The sequence below is a fragment of the Cupriavidus sp. BIC8F genome (genome assembly GCF_032465815.1).
Taxonomy (GTDB): domain Bacteria; phylum Pseudomonadota; class Gammaproteobacteria; order Burkholderiales; family Burkholderiaceae; genus Cupriavidus; species Cupriavidus necator.
The window spans coordinates 428,398-447,662 of the sequence record NZ_CP136094.1; the positions used below are offsets into that span (position 1 = coordinate 428,398).

Consider the following 19,265-nt stretch of genomic DNA (forward strand, 5'->3'; position numbering starts at 1 on the left):
GCTTACGCCACCGCGTCTTCCGGCAGGCGGTGGCGGAAGCGCTCGCGCCCGGTGTAGAGCAGGAAGTGCTTGCCGGTGCAGCGCGCAAACAGCGTCAGGTTGACGCGCCGGGCCATCTGGTAGCCCATCTGCGTCACGCCCGAGCGCGACAGCAGGAACGGGATGCCCATCTGCGCGCCCTTGATCACCATCTCGGAGGTCAGGCGCCCGGTGGTGTAGAAGATCTTGTCGCTGCCCGTCATGCCTTCCAGCCACATGCGTCCGGCAATGGCGTCCACGGCATTGTGGCGGCCCACGTCCTCGATGAACATCAGCAGCTCGGTGCCCTGGAACAGCGCGCAGCCGTGCACCGAGCCAGCCTGCTTGTAGACCGACTGCTGCAGCCGGATGGTGTCGATGATGCCGTACAGGGTGTCCTGGTCCAGCGTGGCGCCCACCGGCAGGCGGATGTTGTCGACCTCATCGAGCAGCGAGCCGAACACGGTGCCTTGCCCGCAGCCGGTGGTCACCACGCGGCGCGCGGTGCGTTCTTCGATGCGGTCCACGCCATTGCGCGTGGTCACGGCGGCCGACTCGGTTTCCCAGTCGACCTGCACCGCGGCGATGTCTTCGATCGATTCCACCAGCCGCTGGTTGCGCAGGTAGCCCAGCACCAGGTGCTCGGGCGCGCCGCCCAGGGTCATCAGCGTGACCAGCTCGCGCTTGTCGAGGTAGACCGTCAGCGGACGCTCGCCCGGCAGGTAGGCCGCGCGCACACGGCCCTGCTCGTCGACGACTTCAACCTCTTCGATCAGGGGAACGGCTGCCTGGGTAAGCTCGGGACGCAGGGTCATGACGAGGGGCTCTGGACTGCTGGTGAGGGCCCCGCGCCGCGCGCGGCGAGCATGGGGCTGTGGTTACGGCGCCTTTGCAGGGGATTGTACCGCGCCGGCCGCGGCCGGTTTGGCGTCGGCCGCGGTGCTTGCCACGGCTGGCGCCGGGGCCGCAGGCGCAGCGGCGGTCGGCGCCACAAACGGGCCCGGATCGGCACACGCAGCGGTCTGCGACGGCGCGCGGGCTTCCTGGCCGTGGGCCTTGCGCTCGGCGAAGTAACGCGCCGCGGTCTTGTCCTGCGCGCGGCACAACTGGTAGGCGGCGACCTTGTCGGCCCAGGCGGCGCGCGCCTTGGTCTCGGCGGCCTTGGCCTGCTGGGCCTCGGTCGGCGGCGGCAGCTTGGCCAGCGCGCCGGTGGCAAAGGTGGCGCCCGCGCACAGGGCAACCAGCGTCAGGGTGCGTGTCATCGTCATGGTGGGTTCCGCATGGTCTGGTTGGCGCCGGCCTCAGGCTTCGCCCGGGGTATGCCGGGTGTTGCGCCCCGCGGCGGCTTCCGGGCTGGCCGAACGCTGGGCCGGGATCTTGCCGGACTTGATGTCGTCGTACCAGTGCTCGTGGTGCTCCTTGGCCCAGGCCTCGTCCACCCAGCCGTCGCGCATGGCGCGGTAGGCGCCTTCCATGCCGACCGTGCCCATGTAGATATGGCCGCACGCCATCGCGATCATCAGCACGGCCGAGATCCCGTGGATCACGTTGGTGATCTGCATGGTCGAGCGGTAGTAGTCCATGCCAGGCACGATCATGTCCAGCACCCAGCCCGACGCCGACAGCACCAGCCCGAACACGAACACGCCGATCCAGAACCACATCTTCTCGCCGGCATTGAAGCGCCCGCTCGGCACATGCTTGCCGGATACCAGGCCGCCAAGGCTGGTCACCCAGCGCATATCGTCGCGGTTGGGCAGGTTGTCGCGCACGAACACCACGAAGCCCACGATCACCGACAGCGTAAAGATCGGGCCGATCACGTTGTGCAGGTTCTTCAGCACGTAAGTCAGCCAGCCGAACAGCATGTGGCCCATCAGCGGCAGCAGGAAATGCTTGCCCAGCAGCAGCACGATGCCCGACACCGCCAGCACCACGAACGAGATCGCCATGGTCCAGTGGACAATGCGCTCAAGCGGCGTGAAGCGCTCGATCATGCGGCCGGTGCGCGGCGTGCGCAGCGGGATGGTGCCGCGCCAGAGGAAAAAGCCCAGGATGGCAAGCGGCACCACCAGCAGCAGCCAGCCGCCCCAGACGGTGATGACGCCATTGCGGAACAGGCGCCATTGCTGCCCGGTGCGCTGGATCAGCACGCCCGCTTCCTTGTCGGGCAGGCTGCTGTAGTGGCGCTGGTCGGAATTGACCTCGCGCCAGACCGGCGCATTGTTGCCGGGCTGCGTGACGGTGCGCTGCTGCTGCGACTGTGCCTCGGCGGCGATATCGCGGCGCGGTATGTTGAAGATATTCTCGGATGCGATGCCGGCCAGCGGCTGGACCGGATGCGTGGCCGGGTTGTTGGCGTCAGCATTGGCCTGGGCGGCGGCCGGTGCCGGCGGTGCCGAGGCCGGCGCCTGTGCGGCGGCGGTGCCGGCAAAGGCCGCCAGCGCCAGGGCGCCGGCGCTGAGCCAGCGCCGCCAGCCTGCGCGGCATGCATTCTGCGACGGCGTCATGTGCGCTCCTTCGGATCGTCGAGGGCCAGCGCCCGGCTGCCGGGGCGGCCCAACTGCAGCGCCTTCATTGCGTGCGGTTGTACTCGTTCTGCAACTGGTTGCGCTGGCGAATCTGGTTGTGCCAGCTGGTCTTGTCACCCTGCGTCCAGCCCTTGGCCACGAACGGATCGTCCGGGGCGCCCTGGTAGGCCTGAGCATCGGACTTGCGGTGCGACGGGCCGATGGTCTGCGGCTTCTCGCCGCACGCCGCCAGCAGCACGCCGCACAGCGACAACAACGCAACAACGCGGACGCGGTTCATGACGCTTGCCCTCCCGAGGCCGCGGGTGCGGCCGGTGCAGCGGGCGCCGGCTGTGCCGGTTGGGCCGGCTGGGCCGCGCCGCCCTTGGCGGTGCCGTAGGCCGTACCCCAGCCGAACACGTCGCCGCCGGTGCCGCGCTTGATCACGCGGTTGCGCAGGATGTCGGCGATCACATCGCCGTCTCCGCCCAGCAGCGCCTTGGTCGAGCACATCTCGGCGCACAGCGGCAGCTTGCCTTCGGCCAGGCGGTTGCGGCCGTACTTCTCGAATTCCGCTTCCGAGCCGTTCTTTTCCGGGCCGCCCGCGCAGAAGGTGCACTTGTCCATCTTGCCGCGCACGCCGAAGGTGCCGGTCGACGGGAACTGCGGCGCGCCGAACGGGCAGGCGTAGGAACAGTAGCCGCAGCCGATGCAGACGTCCTTGTCGTGCAGCACCACGCCGTCCTCGGTGCGGTAGAAGCAGTCGACCGGGCAGACCGCCATGCAGGGCGCGTCCGAACAGTGCATGCAGGCCACCGAGATCGATTTCTCGGCGCCGACCATGCCGTCGTTGACGGTGACCACGCGGCGCCGGTTCACGCCCCAGGGCACCTCGTGCTCGTTCTTGCAGGCAGTGACGCAGCTGTTGCACTCGATGCAGCGCTCGGCGTCACAGATAAATTTCATGCGTGCCATGGTGTCCCTCTGCCCTTATGCAAACCGCTCGATCTGGCAAACGGTGGTCTTGGTTTCCTGCATCATCGTCACCGCGTCATACCCATAGGTGGTGGCCGTGTTGACCGCCTCGCCCCGCACCACCGGCATCGCGCCCTCGGGGTAGTAGTCCTTCAGGTCCTTGCCCTGCCACCAGCCCGAGAAATGGAACGGGATAAACGCGGTATCGGGCCCTACCCGCTCGGTCACCAGCGCGCGCACCTTGATGCGGGCCCCGGTGGGCGTCTTCACCCAGCAGAAGTCGCCGTTGCGGATGCCGCGGTCGGACGCCGCGCGCGGGTTGATCTCGACGAAGTTCTCCTGCTGCAGTTCGGCCAGCCACGGGTTGGAGCGGGTTTCCTCGCCGCCGCCCTCGTACTCGACCAGCCGCCCGGAGGTCAGGATGATCGGGAACTTCTCATAGACCTTGTTCTCGATATTGCGCTGCTGCACCGACTTGTACAGCGTCGGCAGCCGCCAGAACGCCATCTTGTCATCGTGGGTCGGGTACTTGGCGACCATGTCGGGCCGCGTGGAGTACAACGGCTCGCGGTGCTGCGGGATCGGGTCGGGGAAGTTCCACACCACCGCGCGCGCCTTGGCATTGCCGAACGGGTGGCAGCCATGGTTCTTCAGCACCACGCGCTGGATACCGCCCGACAGGTCGGTCTTCCAGTTCTTGCCTTCGGCCTTGGCCTTCTCGGCATCGGTCAGGTCGTCCCACCAGCCCAGCTTCTTCAGCAGCACATGGTCGAACTCCGGATAGCCGGTGGTGATCTCCGCGCCCAGCGAGCAAGAGCCGTCCTCGGCCAGCAGGTTGACGCCGTCGCGCTCCACGCCGAAGTTGGCGCGGAAGTTGCCGCCGCCGTCCATCACGTGCTTGCTGGTGTCGTACAGGTTGGGCGAGCCCGGGTGCTTCAGTTCGGGCGTGCCGTAGCATGGCCACGGCAGGCCGAAGTAGTCGCCGGTCAGGTCGTAGCCCGTGACCGGGTCCTTGCCCGCCTTGCAGCGCAGCGTCTTGACGTCGAACATCTGCATATTGCGCATATGCGACTTCAACCGCTCCGGCGACTGGCCGGTGTAGCCGATGGTCCAGTTGCTGGCGTTGATCTCGCGCAGGATCGATTCCGGCTCAGGCTCCATCCAGGTGCGGCCGGCGCGCTTGACCTCGATCAGCTTCATGTTCTTCGACAGCTCCTTGCCAAAGCCAAGCTTGTCGGCGAACGCCTGCATCAGCGTCTGGTCGGGCATCGACTCGAACAGCGGCTCGATGACCTTCTCGCGCCATTGCAGCGAGCGGTTCGACGCCGTGCACGTGCCCGAGGTCTCGAACTGAGTGCAGGCCGGCAGCAGGTACACCGCGCGGTTCGGGTTGACCTTGTCGCCCTCGGCCGGCGGCATGTTGGCCATCGCCGCGGTCGCCGACGGATAGGGGTCGACCACCACCAGCAGGTCGAGCTTGTCCAGCGCCTTCTTCATCTCCAGGCCGCGCGTCTGCGAGTTCGGGGCATGGCCCCAGAAGAACACGCCGCGCACGTTGTTGTCCTGGTCGATCAGCTCATTCTTCTCGGTGACGATATCGATCCAGCGCGACACCGTGGTGCCGGACTTCTCCATCATCGCCTGCGAGGCGAACTGCTTCTTGATCCATTCGTAGTCCACGCCCCACACCGCGGCGTAGTGCTTCCACGCGCCGGTGGCCAGGCCGTAGTAGCCCGGCAGCGAGTCCGGGTTGGGGCCCACGTCGGTGGCGCCCTGCACGTTGTCGTGGCCGCGGAAGATGTTGGCGCCGCCGCCCGACACGCCGATATTGCCCAGCGCCAGCTGCACGATGCACGAGGCGCGCACGATCGCGTTGCCGATGGTGTGCTGGGTCTGGCCCATGCACCACACCAGCGTGCTGGGACGGTTCTTGGCCATGATCTCGGCGACCATCTTCACCTGCGCCTCGGGCACGCCGCAGACTTCCTCGACCTTGTCGGGGGTCCACTTGGCCAGCACCTCTTGCTTGACCTTGTCCATGCCATAGACCCGGTCGTTCAGGAACTTCTGGTCTTCCCAGCCGTTCTGGAAGATGTGGTACAGCATGCCGAACAGGAACGCGATATCGGTGCCCGAGCGGATGCGCACATAGTGCTGGGCCTTGGCCGCGGTGCGCGTGTAGCGCGGATCGACCACGATCACCTTGCAGCCGTTCTCCTTGGCATGCAGCAGGTGCAGCATCGACACCGGGTGCGCCTCGGCCGCGTTGGAGCCGATATACAGCGCTGCCTTCGCGTTCTGCATATCGTTGTACGAGTTGGTCATCGCCCCGTAGCCCCAGGTATTCGCCACGCCCGCCACGGTGGTGGAGTGGCAGATGCGCGCCTGGTGGTCGGTGTTGTTGGTGCCGAAGAACGACACCCACTTGCGCAGCAGGTAGGACTGCTCGTTGCTGTGCTTGGACGAACCGACGAAGAACATCGAGTCCGGGCCGGTCTGCTGGCGGATCTCCTTCATCCTGGCGGTGATCTCGTCCAGTGCCTGGTCCCAGCTGATGCGCTGGTACTTGCCGTTGACCAGCTTCATCGGGTACTTGAGGCGGTATTCGCCGTGGCCGTGCTCGCGCAGCGCCGCGCCCTTGGCGCAGTGCGCGCCCAGGTTGATGGGCGAATCGAACACCGGCTCCTGGCGTATCCACACGCCGTTCTGCACCACCGCGTCGACCGCGCAGCCGACCGAGCAGTGGCCGCACACGGTGCGCCTGACCACGATGCCGGTCTTGCCGTCGGCGGCCGCCTTCTTGTCGTCGGCGGCGTCCGCCTTGCGGATCAGCGTCAGCTGCGAGGCCGCCAGCCCGGCACCGACGCCGATGCCAGAGCGCTTGAGGAAGCTGCGGCGGTCCATGGTCGGCATCGCGCCGGCCAGGCTGGCCGCGAGTCGCTGCGAGAGTCGGCCGGAGGCTGCGCCGGCAAGTTCAGGCCGGTTGGCCAGGCCGTCAGCGAGGCGGGCGGATGCGCCCTGCGCCGCGCGTTTGCGGGTCAAGATCATGTCTCACCTCAGATGCGGACGCTGGTCGCGTCCGGTTGCAGGCGGCGCGGCAGACCACACCGCCCTGGCAGTTACACCAGCGTGGTCCGGTAGTACTTGCGGATGTGGTCAGAGACCCGGTAACCCTTGCTGTCCGACGGAGGATCGGTGGGTTCCGGCAGAGCAGTGGCCTGGCCCGGCATGGCCGGACCGCGCGCGGTCAGCGCTGCCGCACCCGTAGCGGCAGCCACAACTCCAGCGCCCGCGAGAAACGTGCGACGCGCGACCCTGGTTTGCTTCTCTGTCATGTGGGGGCTCCTCGGCTGTCCAAGCCCGATGGTTTTAGCCGTTATGCGTTGTTATGCATATTCTAGAATCAACTTGCAGGAAAGACCATGATATGCACGGGTTTTTCCCTACTTTCCAACCCATTTTCGCGCAAGTGGCTGCCTTCGTCCCGCGGCGCCAAAGAAACCTCGAAGCGCGCCGATATTCAATGCCCCCGGCTCAATGCATCTCGAGGGCCACGGCCTCCACGCCGGAAAACGCGCCCAGCAAGCCGGCCACGCCGCGATAGAAACGCGCCTGCGGGTGCGCCGTCACTGCATCGCACAATCGCTCCACCCAGGGCTGCAGGTGCTGCGCATAGAAGCGCTGCTGCTCGCCCAGGTTGGACACCGCCAGGTCGTCGCCCGCCACCAGGAAGCGCATCACCTCGCACAGCGTGGCGATATGGTCCTCGGTTTCGCTGACATCTTCATGGCGCTCCAGGCCGTAGCGGGCCAGGTCTTCGCGCAGCGCCACCAGCGGGCGCTCGTTCAGGAAGCCGGTCATGTAGAAGGAGCCGTACAGGAACACATCCTGGCGGCCCACGCCCACGAACAGCTGCCGATACTCCTCCTCGGCCTCGGCCGCGGTGGTCTCCGATGCTGCATCGCACAACGCATTCCACGCCTTGCCCAGCACGGATTTCGCGTCCTCGCCTACGGCGCGGTTGGCGGCGATGTGGTGCAGCAGCGCGGCGTCGGGCGCGTGGTAGAACAGCGTGGCGAGCAGCCCGTAGAGGTCGGCGCGGGCGGTGTCTTCGGCATCGTCGGCCGGCGGCGCGGCGGTGAGCTGGATCGGCTGGAAATCTGTCATGTCGTGATGATTTGTCCTGGGTGGCCTGGCCGCCGTCAGCGCAGCGTGGCGCCGGTGGCGGTTCCCGTATCGCGCTCGATCATGTCGATGACGCGGCAGTCAGGGCACATCTTCAGGCGCTCGGCCGCGGCGCCGGCAAAAGCCGGATGGCCGGCCAGGCGCACCAGCATGGACTCCACCATCTGCGCCGTGCCGAACGGCTTGGCGCAGCGGATGCAATGGAACGGCTGGGTCTCGTTGAGGGTCACCGGGCGGCGCGCCGCGTCGCCGGCCAGCAGGCGCGGCACCAGGCTGATGGCGTCTTCCGGGCAGGTCTTCTCGCACAGCCCGCACTGCACGCAGTTGCGCTCGATAAAGCTGAGCACCGGGCGCTCGGGGTTGTCGCGCAGCGCCTGCGACGGGCACGCGCCGACGCAGGCCATGCACATGGTGCACTTGCCCGTATCCACCGCGATCGCGCCGATCGGCGCGCCGGCCGGCAGCGGCACGCTTTGCGCGGGCACCGGCGCGTGCCGCGCCAGGTGATCCAGCACAAAGTCCAGCATCTCGCGCTTGGCCGCGACCGGGCCGAACGGCGCCGGCGGCAGTGCATTGCGGCCCGGGCGCAACGCCGCCAGGCCGTCATCCAGCGCCGGGGTATCGGCGGCCTCGACCAACGACAGCACCTCGCCGTCATAGCCCAGGCCCGCCAGCATGGCGCGCCCGACCGCGATCTGCTCCAGCAGCGCGGTGCGGTACTGCGGTGCCTCGTCGCCGGTGAGCAGCACCGCTACGCGGCTGGCGCCCCAGCACAGCGCGGCGAGCCACAACTCCAGCCCGGCCGAGGCCGGGTGGAACAGCGACAACGGCATCACATTGGCGGGCACGCCCTTGGCCTTGCCGCCGCGGGCGGCACGGCCAAGGGCCAGCAGCGCTGGCGTGCCGTATTCCTCGCCATGCAGCAGCACCACCGGATCGCGCGCACCGGCCTGGCGGTACGCTGACAGCAGCGTCCTCAGGCGCGCGCCCGTCACCTCCGGCCCCGGGTAGCCATAGCTGATGGCCCCGCTCGGGCACACGGTGGTGCAGGCGCCGCAGCCCATGCACAGGTTGGGCGTGACCTCGATGCGTCCCTTGCCGTCATGCCAGCGCGAGCCGATGGCCTCGGTCGAGCAGATGTCGATGCAGGCGGTGCAGCCGGTGGTCTGGTTGCGGCCATGCGCACACAGGTTTTCCTTGTAGCGGAAGAACCTGGGCTTCTCGAACTCGCCCACCAGGCCTGCCAGCAGCAACGCCTGGGCCTGCTGGCGCGCGGCATCGGCGCCCGCGTGCAGGTAGCCCTGCGGCGGCTGGTGCATGGTGAAGGCGGGCGTGTCGCACAGGTCGAAGACCAGGTCGAAGCGACCCTGCACGCTGCCCTGCGGGCGGTCGAAGTCGATCGCCGCGGCGGCGCCGCAGGCGCGCACGCAAGCACGGTGCGAGCGGCAGCGCGACAGGTCGATCTGGTAGCTGAAGTCGATCGCGTCTTCAGGACAGGCGTCGATGCAGGCGTTGCAGCGGGTGCACAGGTCCAGGTCGATCGGGTTGCTGCGGCCTGCGCCGGTCTCCCAGCTGGCCTCGAATGCGCCCAGCCAGCCCGTCAGCGAAGCGAGCCGGCCGCTGTGGACCGGATAAGCGCGCGCCGCCGGCTGCGCCGCGGCGCCTTCACGCTTGTCGCTGCCGGTCAGCAGCACCGTGACCTCCAGCTGCATCGCGGCCAGCCGCTCGGCCCACGGCAGCGCACGCTGGGCCGGGCCCAGCACCAGCACCGCGCCGTCGGAACGGTAATCCACCACCGGCACCGGGTCAGGTTCTGGCAGCGCGGCCACCGCCAGCAGCGCGGCAATCTTGGCATTGGCGGTCTTCGGGTCGCGCCGGGCGCCCTGTGACCAGCCGCCGGTCTCGCGGATATTGACGAAGCGCACCGGCGCGGTCACCACCGGGCGGCCATCGCTGCCCTGCGCGGCTTGCGCTGCGACTTCAGTAAATAGCTGGCGTTCCTGGGTGCAGGCGACGATGACGTCGTCGGTGCCGTCGAGCGCGGCGGTGAAGTCGCCGATCTCGCGCCGGCACAGCAGGTGATGGACCTTCAAGGGGCCCTGGTTGGCGTCCTTGGTTGCTTCGGACAATGCCGCCCCGTCAAGCGGCATGGTGTCGTTGCAGTTGCAGATCAGCGTCGGCATGGCGAATGCAGCTGACCGGTCCGGACGTCCTTCTTGGCGAGGGGTCTGCAGGCCGGCGGATTGTGGGGATGCCTATTGTAGGCTGCGCTGCACCTGTGGGGCTACGCGCATTTATGCGGGTCTTGCGGGCCCTGTTCTGCCCTTTGACTTACCGTTTGCTGCGGCGTTTCGACTGGTGCGGGTATGTCCGTAGTGTCGGCGGTCTCGCCGGATTCGGCGAACTCGGCGGGCGCCGCCGGCGGTACATCCGCAGGCCCCGCGGCGGCGGCCGCGGCCTGTGCCGCCGCGCGTTCCTCGTCGGTCGGCTCGAACAGCCCCAGCGTATCGGCCTGGCGCAGCTGGCGCAGGATCTCCGGCGGGATCGGGTCGGGCTTGCTGTAGTCGTCGATATAGATGTCGAGCCCGTCCATGACATTGAAGTGCGGATCGGCGAACAGCGTCTTCAGCGCCGCGCGCTTGACCGACTCATCCACGCCGCGGGCCACAAACCGGGCGATCTCGTCGCCGGGGCGCAGCGCCGCCACGTCCTCCAGCGTCGGGGCCGGTACCTGCGGCGCTTCGGGTGCTGCCCCGGCGGTCGCGGGGACGGCGTCGGCAACCGCCGGCGGTGCCGGCTCGGCCGGCACGGGCATGCCCTCCCGCACCGCGGCCTTGCGGCGCGACCAGCGCGACAGGAAGGACGAATCGCTCATCGGCAGGGCAAGCTCAGGTCGTCAGGGTCAGTAGCGGGCGCGGTCTTCCGGCGCCTTGAAGGATTCGGGCCGGCGCCGCTGCTTGGGCTCGGGCCGGTAGTGCTCGTCGACATAGGCCTGCAGCCACTCGCGCTGCTCGGGCGCCAGCGGCACGTTCTCGACGGTCTCGCCGGCATCGAGCCAGCGGCCGGCCTCGTTGTACGACAGCGTCACGGTCATCGGCACTGGATGGGCTTCTTCGCCATCGCCGTCATCCTCTGGCATGCGCCACAGCACGAACCAGCACGGCGTGGTCGAGGTCAGGTTCAGGTAGTAGCCTTCGCCCTGGTCGCGGAACAGCGTCACCTCAAAGCCTGGGTAGAGCCAGTGCGCGCCATGGGCGTCATGCTCCAGGCACACGGGGTGCGTGCCGAACTCGCCAAGGTCCGGCAGCACCGCGTCCAGCTCCCACTTCCACGGCTGCCAGCGGTTGGCCAGCGCGACCTTGCGCATCACCACCGCCATGGTGACGGCGGGGCGGGCTCCGGGTGCCGGCAGGTCGGGGGTAGGCTGGCTGTCCATGGTTGCTGCGCGCGGCGCGCCGCGCCCTCAGGTGTTTTGCACCACGATGCTCGGAAACTTGCTGGTCATGTCACGCGCCTTGTCGGCGACCTTGATCGCCACCTTGCGCGCGATGGCGCGGTACGTCTCTGCCACCGGGCTGTCGGGCTCGGCCACCACGGTCGGACGGCCGGAGTCGGCCTGCTCGCGGATCTGCAGGTTCAGTGGCAGGCTGCCGAGCAGGTCCACGCCGTAGTCGGCGCACATCTTCTCGCCGCCGCCGTGCCCGAAGATATGCTCGACATGGCCGCAGTTCGGGCAGCAGTAGACTGCCATGTTCTCGACGATGCCGAGGATGGGAATGCCCACCTTCTCGAACATCTTCAGGCCCTTCTTGGCGTCCAGCAGGGCAATATCCTGCGGCGTGGTGACGATCACCGCGCCGGTGACCGGCACCTTCTGCGACAGCGTCAGCTGGACGTCGCCGGTGCCCGGCGGCATGTCGACGATCAGGTAGTCCAGGTCGTGCCAGTTGGTCTGGCGCAGCAGCTGCTCCAGCGCCGAAGTCACCATCGGGCCGCGCCATACCATCGGGTTGTCCTGCTCGATCAGGAAGCCGATCGAGTTGGCCTGCAGGCCGTGGCCTTCCAGCGGCTCCATGGTCTGGCCGTCGGCGGATTCCGGGCGGCCGTCGATGCCCAGCATCATCGGCAGGCTCGGGCCATAGATGTCTGCGTCGAGCATGCCGACGCGCGCGCCCTCTGCCGCCAGCGCCAGCGCCAGGTTCACGGCCGTGGTGGACTTGCCCACCCCGCCCTTGCCCGACGCCACCGCGATCACGTTCTTCACGCCCGGCAGCAGCTTGACCCCGCGCTGCACCGCGTGCGCGACGATCTTCATGGTCACGGCCACGCTGACATTGCTCACGCCCGGCACCTGCCGCACTGCAGCAACCACCAGTTTGCGGATCGGATCAAACTGGCTCTTCGCGGGGTAGCCGAGTTCGACTTCCAGCGAGACATCGCCGCCGTCGACACGGATGTTCCTGGCCGAGCGGGTGGACACCAGGTCCTTGCCCGTATTGGGGTCGATGACGGTGCGCAGGGCTTCGGTGACCTGCTCAGTGCTGACGCTCAAGACAAACTCCGCTTCGATGATTGGGGGACTGGCGCATGATGGCCTGCGCCTAATGTATCAAAGTATGCAGCACCGGCCATGAAGGCCGGAAATCCACGCGCAATACCCTGCATGGGGTGTGGGATTACAGACATTTACAAATCTCACAAGCTCGCACTTGTGCGCGCGCCGCCATATCCATATTGTAGTGCGGTTGGACGGCCCGGTACGTCGGCACCGCAGGCGGTGTCAGGACCGGCCGGGGCCCGACGCGTACAAAGGGTTACCTGCCGCTAGCCTTGGCGTTACCATCGCGATGCGGTACCAAGAACATTTACGGGAACATCAGAAGGAGAAAGCATGAAGATCAAGCTCGTTACCGTCTCGCTCGCCGCTGCCACGTTGCTGGCCGCGGGTTGCGCCACTGAACAGCAGACCCATACGGCAGTCGGCACCGGCGTGGGCGCCGCGGTCGGCGCCGGGCTTGGCAACCTGATCGGCGGCAATACCACCGGCACGCTGGTGGGCGCGGCGGTGGGCGGTGCCATCGGCGGCGCAACCGGCTACAACTGGAACGCCATCCGCGGCAAGCTGAACAAGGACACCGCGGGCACGGGCACCCAGATCACCGAGCAGCCGGATGGCACGCTGAAGGTCAACATCCCCAGCCAGGTGACTTTCGATACCGACAGCGCCACCATCAAGCCGTCGTTCCGCTCGGTGCTCGACCAGGTCGCGCAGACCCTGGGCCAGCACCAGGACGTGAGCGCAAACGTGGTGGGCCATACCGACAGCACCGGCAACCCCAACTACAACTTGCAGCTGTCGCAGCGCCGCGCCCAGAGCGTGGCCGGCTACCTGGGTGATCGCGGCGTCGCACGCAACCGCCTGACCGCCGAAGGGCGCGGGCAATCCCAGCCGGTTGCGGACAACGGCAGTGAGGCCGGACGGGCACAAAATCGCCGCGTCGAAATTTTTTTGAAACCAATTCAAGGATGACCTTGTCATAGAAACAGGTGCCGCTTGCCACCGTTGCTGGCTCGCGATGGGTGGCTGACCTCCCGGGCGGTACCTGATTTCTCCTCCTTTTCCGTTGTGGAAAGCTGCGCCGGCTCTGACCGGCGCTTTTTTTTGGCCGAACGGATCCGTGGGTTTCGCCATTCCGCCATGCGGAACCGGCGCGCAGGCGCTGGCCAATTGCTAAAATAGCCCCTTCCCGGCACGCGCCCCCCCCTCCTGGCTGGCGCCGTCCCCTGATATTTCCCCGCTCCTGACCGGCTCCTGTTTATGACCGCACGTCGCATCCTCGTCACATCCGCCCTGCCTTATGCCAACGGCCAGATCCATATCGGCCACCTGGTGGAATACATCCAGACCGATATCTGGGTGCGTTTCCAGCGCATGATGGGCAACGAGGTCTACTACGTCGGCGCCGACGACACCCACGGCACGCCGGTGATGCTGCGCGCCGAGAAGGAAGGCATCACGCCCAAGGCACTGATCGACCGCGTCTGGACCGAGCACAAGCGCGACTTCGACAGCTTCCTGGTGTCGTTCGACAACTACTACAGCACCGACGCGGAAGAAAACCGCGAGCTGTGCGAAAAGATCTACCTGGCCCTGAAGGCCGAGGACCTGATCGCCGAGCGCGAGGTCGAGCAGTTCTTCGACCCGGTCAAGAACATGTTCCTGCCTGACCGCTTCATCAAGGGCGAGTGCCCGAAGTGCGGCGCCAAGGACCAGTACGGCGATTCCTGCGAGGTCTGCGGCACCACCTACGTGCCGACCGACCTGAAGAACCCGTATTCGGTGGTGTCCGGCGCCACGCCGGTGCGCAAGTCGTCGGCCCATTACTTCTTCAGGCTGTCCGACCCGCGCTGCGAGACCTTCCTGCGCGAATGGGTGGCCGACCTGGCCCAGCCCGAAGCCGCCAACAAGATGCAGGAATGGCTGGGCGCCGAGGGCGAGGCCTCGACCCTGTCCGACTGGGACATCTCGCGCGATGCGCCCTACTTCGGCTTCGAGATCCCCGGCGCGCCCGGCAAGTACTTCTACGTGTGGCTGGACGCCCCGATTGGCTACTACGCCAGCTTCCAGAACCTGGCCGCGAAGCAGGGCATCGACTTCGACGCCTGGGTCGGCCCGCATTCCACCGCCGAGCAGTACCACTTCATCGGCAAGGACATCCTGTACTTCCACACGCTGTTCTGGCCGGCGATGCTGCGCTTCTCGGGCTATCGCACCCCGACCAATGTGTTCGCCCACGGCTTCCTGACCGTGGACGGCGCCAAGATGAGCAAGTCGCGCGGCACCTTTATCACCGCGCAGAGCTATATCGACACCGGCATGAACCCGGAATGGCTGCGCTATTACTTCGCCGCCAAGCTCAACGCGAGCATGGAAGACCTCGACCTGAACCTCGATGACTTCATCGCGCGCGTGAACAGCGACCTGATCGGCAAGTACGTCAATATCGCCAGCCGCGCCGCGGGCTTCCTGGTCAAGCGCTTCGAAGGCAAGGTCGATGAAGCCGCACTGGCCCACCCGCTGCTGGAGCAGCTGCGCCAGGCCGCGCCACAGGTGGCGCATCTCTACGAGGCGCGCGAGTACAGCAAGGCGTTGCGCCTGGTGATGGAGCTGACCGACACGGTCAACGCCTTCGTCGACACCGAGAAGCCGTGGGAGCTGGCCAAGGACGAAAACAAGCGCGCGGCACTGCATGCGGCGTGCTCGGTCTCGCTGGAAGCCTTCCGCCTGCTGACGGTGTACCTGAAGCCGGTGGTGCCGAACGTGGCTGCCGGCGTGGAACGCTTCCTGAACGTCGAGCCGCTGGACTGGCGTGCCATCGACAAGCAACTGTCGGCTGCCAGCCCGGTGCAGGCCTATCAGCACCTGATGACGCGCGTCGATGCCAAGCAGGTCGACGCGCTGCTGGCTGCCAACCGCGAATCGCTGCAGGCAACCGCGGCGCCGGCCGCCGCGGGCGCGGCGATCGAGCCGATCGCCGACACCATCACCATCGACGACTTCGCCAAGGTGGACCTGCGCGTCGCCAAGATTGTCGAATGCCAGAAGGTGGAAGGTTCGAACAAGCTGCTGCAGCTGACGCTGGACCTCGGCGAAGGCCGCACCCGCAACGTGTTCTCGGGCATCCAGTCGGCCTACACGCCGGAGCAGCTGGTCGGCAAACTGACCGTGGTGGTGGCCAACCTGGCCCCGCGCAAGATGAAGTTCGGCGTGTCCGAAGGCATGGTGCTGGCGGCATCGGCCGCGGATGAGAAGGCCGCGCCGGGCCTGTATATCCTGGAACCGCACGAGGGCGCGGTGCCGGGCATGCGCATCGGCTGAAGCAGAGCACTCATCGCCGTTCCCCTCTCCCGCTCGCGGGAGAGGGCGGCAAACCCGCGGTAACGCCATGTTCCGCGCGTCCCATCGGTAGCGATACACGGCCAGCCAGGCCTCTGGATCGACCCGCCACACCGCCCGAGATTCTGCAATGCAGAACAGAACGGGCAGCACTTCCCCCTCCCCCTCGCTCGCGCGCTATGCACGCGCGGCATGTCATACATGGTTCCGGCGCATCGCGCTTGTGACCCCTGGACGAGCCGCGTAGATTCCACCTCGCAGAATCACAAACCAAAAAACAGAAGCCGGCCACGCAACGCTGCTTGCGCGATGCCGCTTCGCATGAAGGGGACATTTGTGAAGAAGCTCCTGATCGCCAATCGTGGCGAGATCGCGTTGCGCGTGCAGCGCGCCGCACGAGACCTTGGCATCGCCACCGTGGCGGTCTATGCCACCGACGACGATGCCAGCCGGCACCGCCTGCTGGCCGACGAAGCTGTCGCGCTTCAGGGCCAGGGGGCCGCCGCCTATCTGGACATTCCCGCCATCATCAGCGCAGCGCGCGCCACCGGCTGCGACGCCGTCCACCCTGGCTATGGCTTTCTCAGCGAGCGCGCCGACTTTGCCAGCGCTTGCGCAGCCGCGGAGATCGTCTTTGTCGGCCCCGACCCCGAGCAGCTGGCCCTGTTCGGCGACAAGGGCCGCGCGCTGGCGCTGGCCGCACGCTGCGGCGTACCGGTGATGCCCGCCACCGCGGGCGGCGCCACGCTCGACGCGGTGACCGCCTTCTTTGACGAGCAGGACGGCGCCGGCGTGGTGCTCAAGGCGGTGGGCGGCGGCGGCGGGCGCGGCATGCGCGTGGTGCGCGAGCGCGACGCCCTGGCAGAAGCCTATGCGCGCTGCCGCTCCGAGGCGCGCTCGGCCTTCGGCATCGATGCCATCTACGCCGAGCGGCTGGTGGCCCGCGCGCGCCATATCGAAGTGCAGATCGCCGGCGACGGCCACCACGTGATCGCACTGGGCGAGCGTGACTGCACGCTGCAACGCCGTTTCCAGAAAGTGGTCGAGATCGCGCCCAGCCCGGCGCTGGATCCGGCGCTGCGCCAGCGCATTGTCGATGCCGCCTGCACGCTCGCGCGCGAAGCGCGCTACCGCAGCCTGGGCACGTTTGAATTCCTGGTCGAAGAGCCCGAGGACGGCGCGCGCCGCGATGGCGCGGTCTTGCCCTTTGTCTTTATCGAAGCCAACCCGCGCCTGCAGGTCGAGCACACCGTCACCGAGCAGGTCACCGGCGTGGACCTGGTAGCCGTGCAGCTGGGGCTGGCCGAAGGCCGGCGCCTGGCAGACCTGGGGCTGGACCCGCGACACCCGCCGCGCGTGCGCGGCTATGCCATCCAGGTGCGCGTGAATGCCGAGGCCACCGACGCGCAAGGGCTGGCACGGCCCGCACAGGGGCGGCTGGAGCGTTTCGATCCGCCCACCGGGCCGGACGTGCGCGTCGACACCCACGGCTATACCGGCTATGCACCGTCCGCGCACTACGACACGCTGCTGGCCAAGCTGATCGTCACTTCCGCCAGCGACAACTTCGCTGACGCAGTGCGGCGCCTGCAGCGCGCGCTGGGGGAATTCAATATCGGCGGCATCGCCACCAACCTCGACCTGCTGCGGGCGCTGGCCGAGCGCGAGGACTTTGCCAGCCAGCGCGTGCATACGCGCTATATGGAAGCCGCGCTGCCCGCCCTGCTGGAACGCACCGCGCAGATTGCGGCGCAGGACGCGGCGCGGCAGGCCCTGGCAGGAGGCACCGCCCCCAGGGTGGCGGCACCTTCCAGCACGGCAAGCTTCGAGGAGCAACTGGGCGAAGGCCTGTCCGCGGTGCGCGCGCCAATGAACGGGCGCGTGATCGAACTGGCGCGCGAGAACGACCTGGTCAAGGCCGGCCAGACCGTGGCCGTGCTCGATGCAATGAAGATGGAGCACGCCATCGTGGCCGAGTGCGCCGGCCGCGTGATCGACTTGCGCACCGCTTCAGGCGAGCAAGTCGCCGAGGGCCAGGTCATGCTGGTGCTGGAGCCGGCCGACGCCGGCGGCCATGCCAACGGCGAAGCCGAGCACGCCGACCCCGCCACGATCCGCGCCGACCTGCAGCGCGTGCTCGACCGCCATGCCTTCCTGTACGACGCGGCCCGCCCGGAGGCGGTGGCACGCCGCCATGCGCGCGGCCAGCGCACCGCGCGCGAGAACGTCGACGACCTGTGCGATGCCGGCAGCTTCCGCGAATACGGCGGCCTGGCGCTGGCGGCACAGGCCAGCCGGCGCAGCGAGGCCGACCTGATCGCCAACACCCCGGCCGACGGCCTGATCACCGGCACCGGCGCCGTCAACGGCAGCCTGTTCGCCCCGGAGCGCGCGCGCTGCGCGGTGCTGGCCTACGACGCCACCGTGCTGGCCGGCACCCAGGGCAAGCGCAACCATATCAAGACCGACCGCATCCTGGAGGTGGCGCTGCGGAACCGGCTGCCCACGGTGATCTTTGCCGAAGGCGGCGGCGGCCGCCCGGGCGACATCGACTTTCCCACCGTGGCCGGCCTGTACCAGCCTTCGTTCGCCGCCTTCGCCGAGCTGAGCGGCGAAGTGCCGGTGGTGGGCATCGCCTCCGGGCGCTGCTTTGCCGGCAATGCCGCGCTGCTGGGCTGTTGCGACCTGATCATCGCCACGCGCAACGCCAATATCGGCATGGCCGGCCCGGCCATGATCGAAGGCGGCGGCCTGGGCGTGTTCCGCCCCGAGGATATCGGCCCGGCCACGGTGCAGTACCACAACGGCGTGGTTGACCTGCTGGTCGACGATGAGGCCGATGCCGTGGCCGCGGCCAGGCATTACCTGTCGATGTTCCAGGGCCGCGTCGACGACTGGCAGGCGCCTGACGCGCTGGCGCTGCGCCAGGTGGTGCCAGAGAACCGCCTGCGCGTCTACGACACGCGCGCCGCCATCGCCGGCCTGGCCGACGCGGGCAGCCTGCTGGAGCTGCGCGCCGGCTTCGGCACCGGCATCCACACCGCGCTGGCGCGCATCGAAGGCCGGCCCGTCGGCATTCTCGCCAACAACCCGCGCCACCTCGGCGGCGCCATCGATGCCGATGCCGCCGACAAGGCCGCGCGCTTCATGCAGGTGTGCAATGCGCACGGGCTGCCGATTGTGTCGCTGATCGACACCCCGGGCTTCATGGTGGGCCCGGAGGTCGAGGCCCGCGCCCAGGTGCGCCATGTGTCGCGCATGTTCGTCGCCGGCGCCAAGCTGCGCGTGCCGTTCCTGGCGGTGGTGCTGCGCAAGGGCTACGGCCTGGGCGCGATGGCGATGGCCGCGGGCGGCTTCCGCGCGCCGACCTTCACGGTCTCGTGGCCCACCGGCGAGTTCGGCGGCATGGGCCTGGAGGGCGCGGTGCGGCTGGGCTTCCGCAAGGAGCTGGAAGCGCTGCCGGCCGGTCCGCAGCGCGATGCGCTGTACCAGCAGCTGGTGGCGCAGATGTACGAGCGCGGCCATGCCATCAACGCCGCTGCGGCACTGGAGCTGGACGCCGTGATCGACCCCGCCGCCACCCGCCAGTGGGTGGTCAGCGGGCTCGAGGCCGGCGCCGCCAATCCCCAGCGTCCGATACGGACCTTCGTCGACGCCTGGTAGGCGCGGCGGCGGACAGA

15 protein-coding genes are annotated in these 19,265 nt (G+C 68.0%); 3 read left to right on the forward strand and 12 right to left on the reverse strand.

Going from position 1 to position 19,265, the window contains the following annotated elements:
• Positions 1-2: 2 nt before the first annotated feature.
• From RS901_RS01975 to apbC, 12 genes are all read right to left on the reverse strand, one after another.
• Positions 3-833: a formate dehydrogenase accessory sulfurtransferase FdhD gene (locus RS901_RS01975; RefSeq protein ID WP_010813844.1), complete on the reverse strand. Its 831-nt coding sequence runs from the start codon at positions 831-833 to the stop codon at positions 3-5.
• Positions 834-896: 63 nt separating this feature from the next.
• Positions 897-1,286 (reverse strand): hypothetical protein, encoded by a 390-nt coding sequence (locus tag RS901_RS01980; protein ID WP_316151174.1) that lies wholly within the window; start codon positions 1,284-1,286, stop codon positions 897-899.
• A 33-nt stretch (positions 1,287-1,319) separates the two neighbouring features.
• Positions 1,320-2,528 carry a formate dehydrogenase subunit gamma gene (locus RS901_RS01985; RefSeq protein WP_316151176.1) on the reverse strand — a complete coding sequence of 403 codons (1,209 nt, stop codon included), beginning with the start codon at positions 2,526-2,528 and terminating at the stop codon, positions 1,320-1,322.
• Between the two features lie 64 nt (positions 2,529-2,592).
• Positions 2,593-2,829: a hypothetical protein gene (locus tag RS901_RS01990; RefSeq protein ID WP_316151178.1), complete on the reverse strand. Its 237-nt coding sequence runs from the start codon at positions 2,827-2,829 to the stop codon at positions 2,593-2,595.
• The gene (gene fdh3B / locus RS901_RS01995; protein ID WP_211980168.1) at positions 2,826-3,503 is read right to left on the reverse strand and encodes a formate dehydrogenase FDH3 subunit beta; all 678 of its coding nucleotides are present in this window, start codon (positions 3,501-3,503) and stop codon (positions 2,826-2,828) included. Before fdh3B ends, RS901_RS01990 begins: the two co-directional genes overlap by 4 nt.
• A 15-nt stretch (positions 3,504-3,518) precedes the next feature.
• Entirely contained in the window at positions 3,519-6,551 is a 3,033-nt protein-coding gene (locus RS901_RS02000) for a molybdopterin-dependent oxidoreductase (protein ID WP_316151184.1), read from the reverse strand.
• A 71-nt stretch (positions 6,552-6,622) separates the two neighbouring features.
• On the reverse strand, positions 6,623-6,838 hold the full coding sequence (locus RS901_RS02005) for a formate dehydrogenase (protein ID WP_316151187.1): 216 nt from the start codon (positions 6,836-6,838) through the stop codon (positions 6,623-6,625).
• 199 nt (positions 6,839-7,037) lie between these two features.
• Entirely contained in the window at positions 7,038-7,670 is a 633-nt protein-coding gene (locus RS901_RS02010) for a TorD/DmsD family molecular chaperone (RefSeq protein ID WP_316151190.1), read from the reverse strand.
• Positions 7,671-7,705: 35 nt separating this feature from the next.
• Positions 7,706-9,871, reverse strand: coding sequence for a 4Fe-4S binding protein (locus tag RS901_RS02015; RefSeq protein ID WP_316151193.1), 2,166 nt, complete (start codon positions 9,869-9,871; stop codon positions 7,706-7,708).
• Between the two features lie 101 nt (positions 9,872-9,972).
• Positions 9,973-10,563 (reverse strand): DUF3306 domain-containing protein, encoded by a 591-nt coding sequence (locus RS901_RS02020; RefSeq protein WP_316151195.1) that lies wholly within the window; start codon positions 10,561-10,563, stop codon positions 9,973-9,975.
• Positions 10,564-10,590: 27 nt separating this feature from the next.
• Complete coding sequence (locus RS901_RS02025; RefSeq protein WP_035816578.1) at positions 10,591-11,124, reverse strand: DUF3305 domain-containing protein; 534 nt, start codon at positions 11,122-11,124, stop codon at positions 10,591-10,593.
• Between the two features lie 27 nt (positions 11,125-11,151).
• A complete protein-coding gene (gene apbC / locus RS901_RS02030) occupies positions 11,152-12,240 on the reverse strand; it encodes an iron-sulfur cluster carrier protein ApbC (RefSeq protein ID WP_316151199.1) in 1,089 nt (362 codons plus the stop codon).
• A 339-nt stretch (positions 12,241-12,579) separates the two neighbouring features.
• Between apbC and RS901_RS02035 the strand changes: the two genes are divergently transcribed.
• The 3 genes from RS901_RS02035 (at position 12,580) to RS901_RS02045 (ending at position 19,248) form a co-directional block, all read left to right on the forward strand.
• Entirely contained in the window at positions 12,580-13,218 is a 639-nt protein-coding gene (locus tag RS901_RS02035) for an OmpA family protein (RefSeq protein ID WP_316151200.1), read from the forward strand.
• Positions 13,219-13,506: 288 nt separating this feature from the next.
• Entirely contained in the window at positions 13,507-15,567 is a 2,061-nt protein-coding gene (gene metG / locus RS901_RS02040) for a methionine--tRNA ligase (protein WP_316151201.1), read from the forward strand.
• A gap of 354 nt (positions 15,568-15,921) precedes the next feature.
• A complete protein-coding gene (locus RS901_RS02045) occupies positions 15,922-19,248 on the forward strand; it encodes an acetyl-CoA carboxylase family protein (RefSeq protein ID WP_316151202.1) in 3,327 nt (1,108 codons plus the stop codon).
• Positions 19,249-19,265 lie beyond the last annotated feature (17 nt).

Bases quoted from the DNA above. Each gene is read 5' to 3' on its own strand.
- RS901_RS02035 (WP_316151200.1), top strand. From the start codon at position 12,580: ATGAAGATCAAGCTCGTTACCGTCTCGCTCGCCGCTGCCACGTTGCTG.
- metG (WP_316151201.1), top strand. From the start codon at position 13,507: ATGACCGCACGTCGCATCCTCGTCACATCCGCCCTGCCTTATGCCAAC.
- RS901_RS01980 (WP_316151174.1), bottom strand. From the start codon at position 1,286: ATGACGATGACACGCACCCTGACGCTGGTTGCCCTGTGCGCGGGCGCC.
- RS901_RS01975 (WP_010813844.1), bottom strand. From the start codon at position 833: ATGACCCTGCGTCCCGAGCTTACCCAGGCAGCCGTTCCCCTGATCGAA.
- RS901_RS02010 (WP_316151190.1), bottom strand. From the start codon at position 7,670: ATGACAGATTTCCAGCCGATCCAGCTCACCGCCGCGCCGCCGGCCGAC.
- RS901_RS02020 (WP_316151195.1), bottom strand. From the start codon at position 10,563: ATGAGCGATTCGTCCTTCCTGTCGCGCTGGTCGCGCCGCAAGGCCGCG.
- RS901_RS02015 (WP_316151193.1), bottom strand. From the start codon at position 9,871: ATGCCGACGCTGATCTGCAACTGCAACGACACCATGCCGCTTGACGGG.
- RS901_RS02025 (WP_035816578.1), bottom strand. From the start codon at position 11,124: ATGGACAGCCAGCCTACCCCCGACCTGCCGGCACCCGGAGCCCGCCCC.
- RS901_RS02000 (WP_316151184.1), bottom strand. From the start codon at position 6,551: ATGATCTTGACCCGCAAACGCGCGGCGCAGGGCGCATCCGCCCGCCTC.
- RS901_RS02005 (WP_316151187.1), bottom strand. From the start codon at position 6,838: ATGACAGAGAAGCAAACCAGGGTCGCGCGTCGCACGTTTCTCGCGGGC.
- RS901_RS01990 (WP_316151178.1), bottom strand. From the start codon at position 2,829: ATGAACCGCGTCCGCGTTGTTGCGTTGTTGTCGCTGTGCGGCGTGCTG.
- fdh3B (WP_211980168.1), bottom strand. From the start codon at position 3,503: ATGGCACGCATGAAATTTATCTGTGACGCCGAGCGCTGCATCGAGTGC.
- RS901_RS01985 (WP_316151176.1), bottom strand. From the start codon at position 2,528: ATGACGCCGTCGCAGAATGCATGCCGCGCAGGCTGGCGGCGCTGGCTC.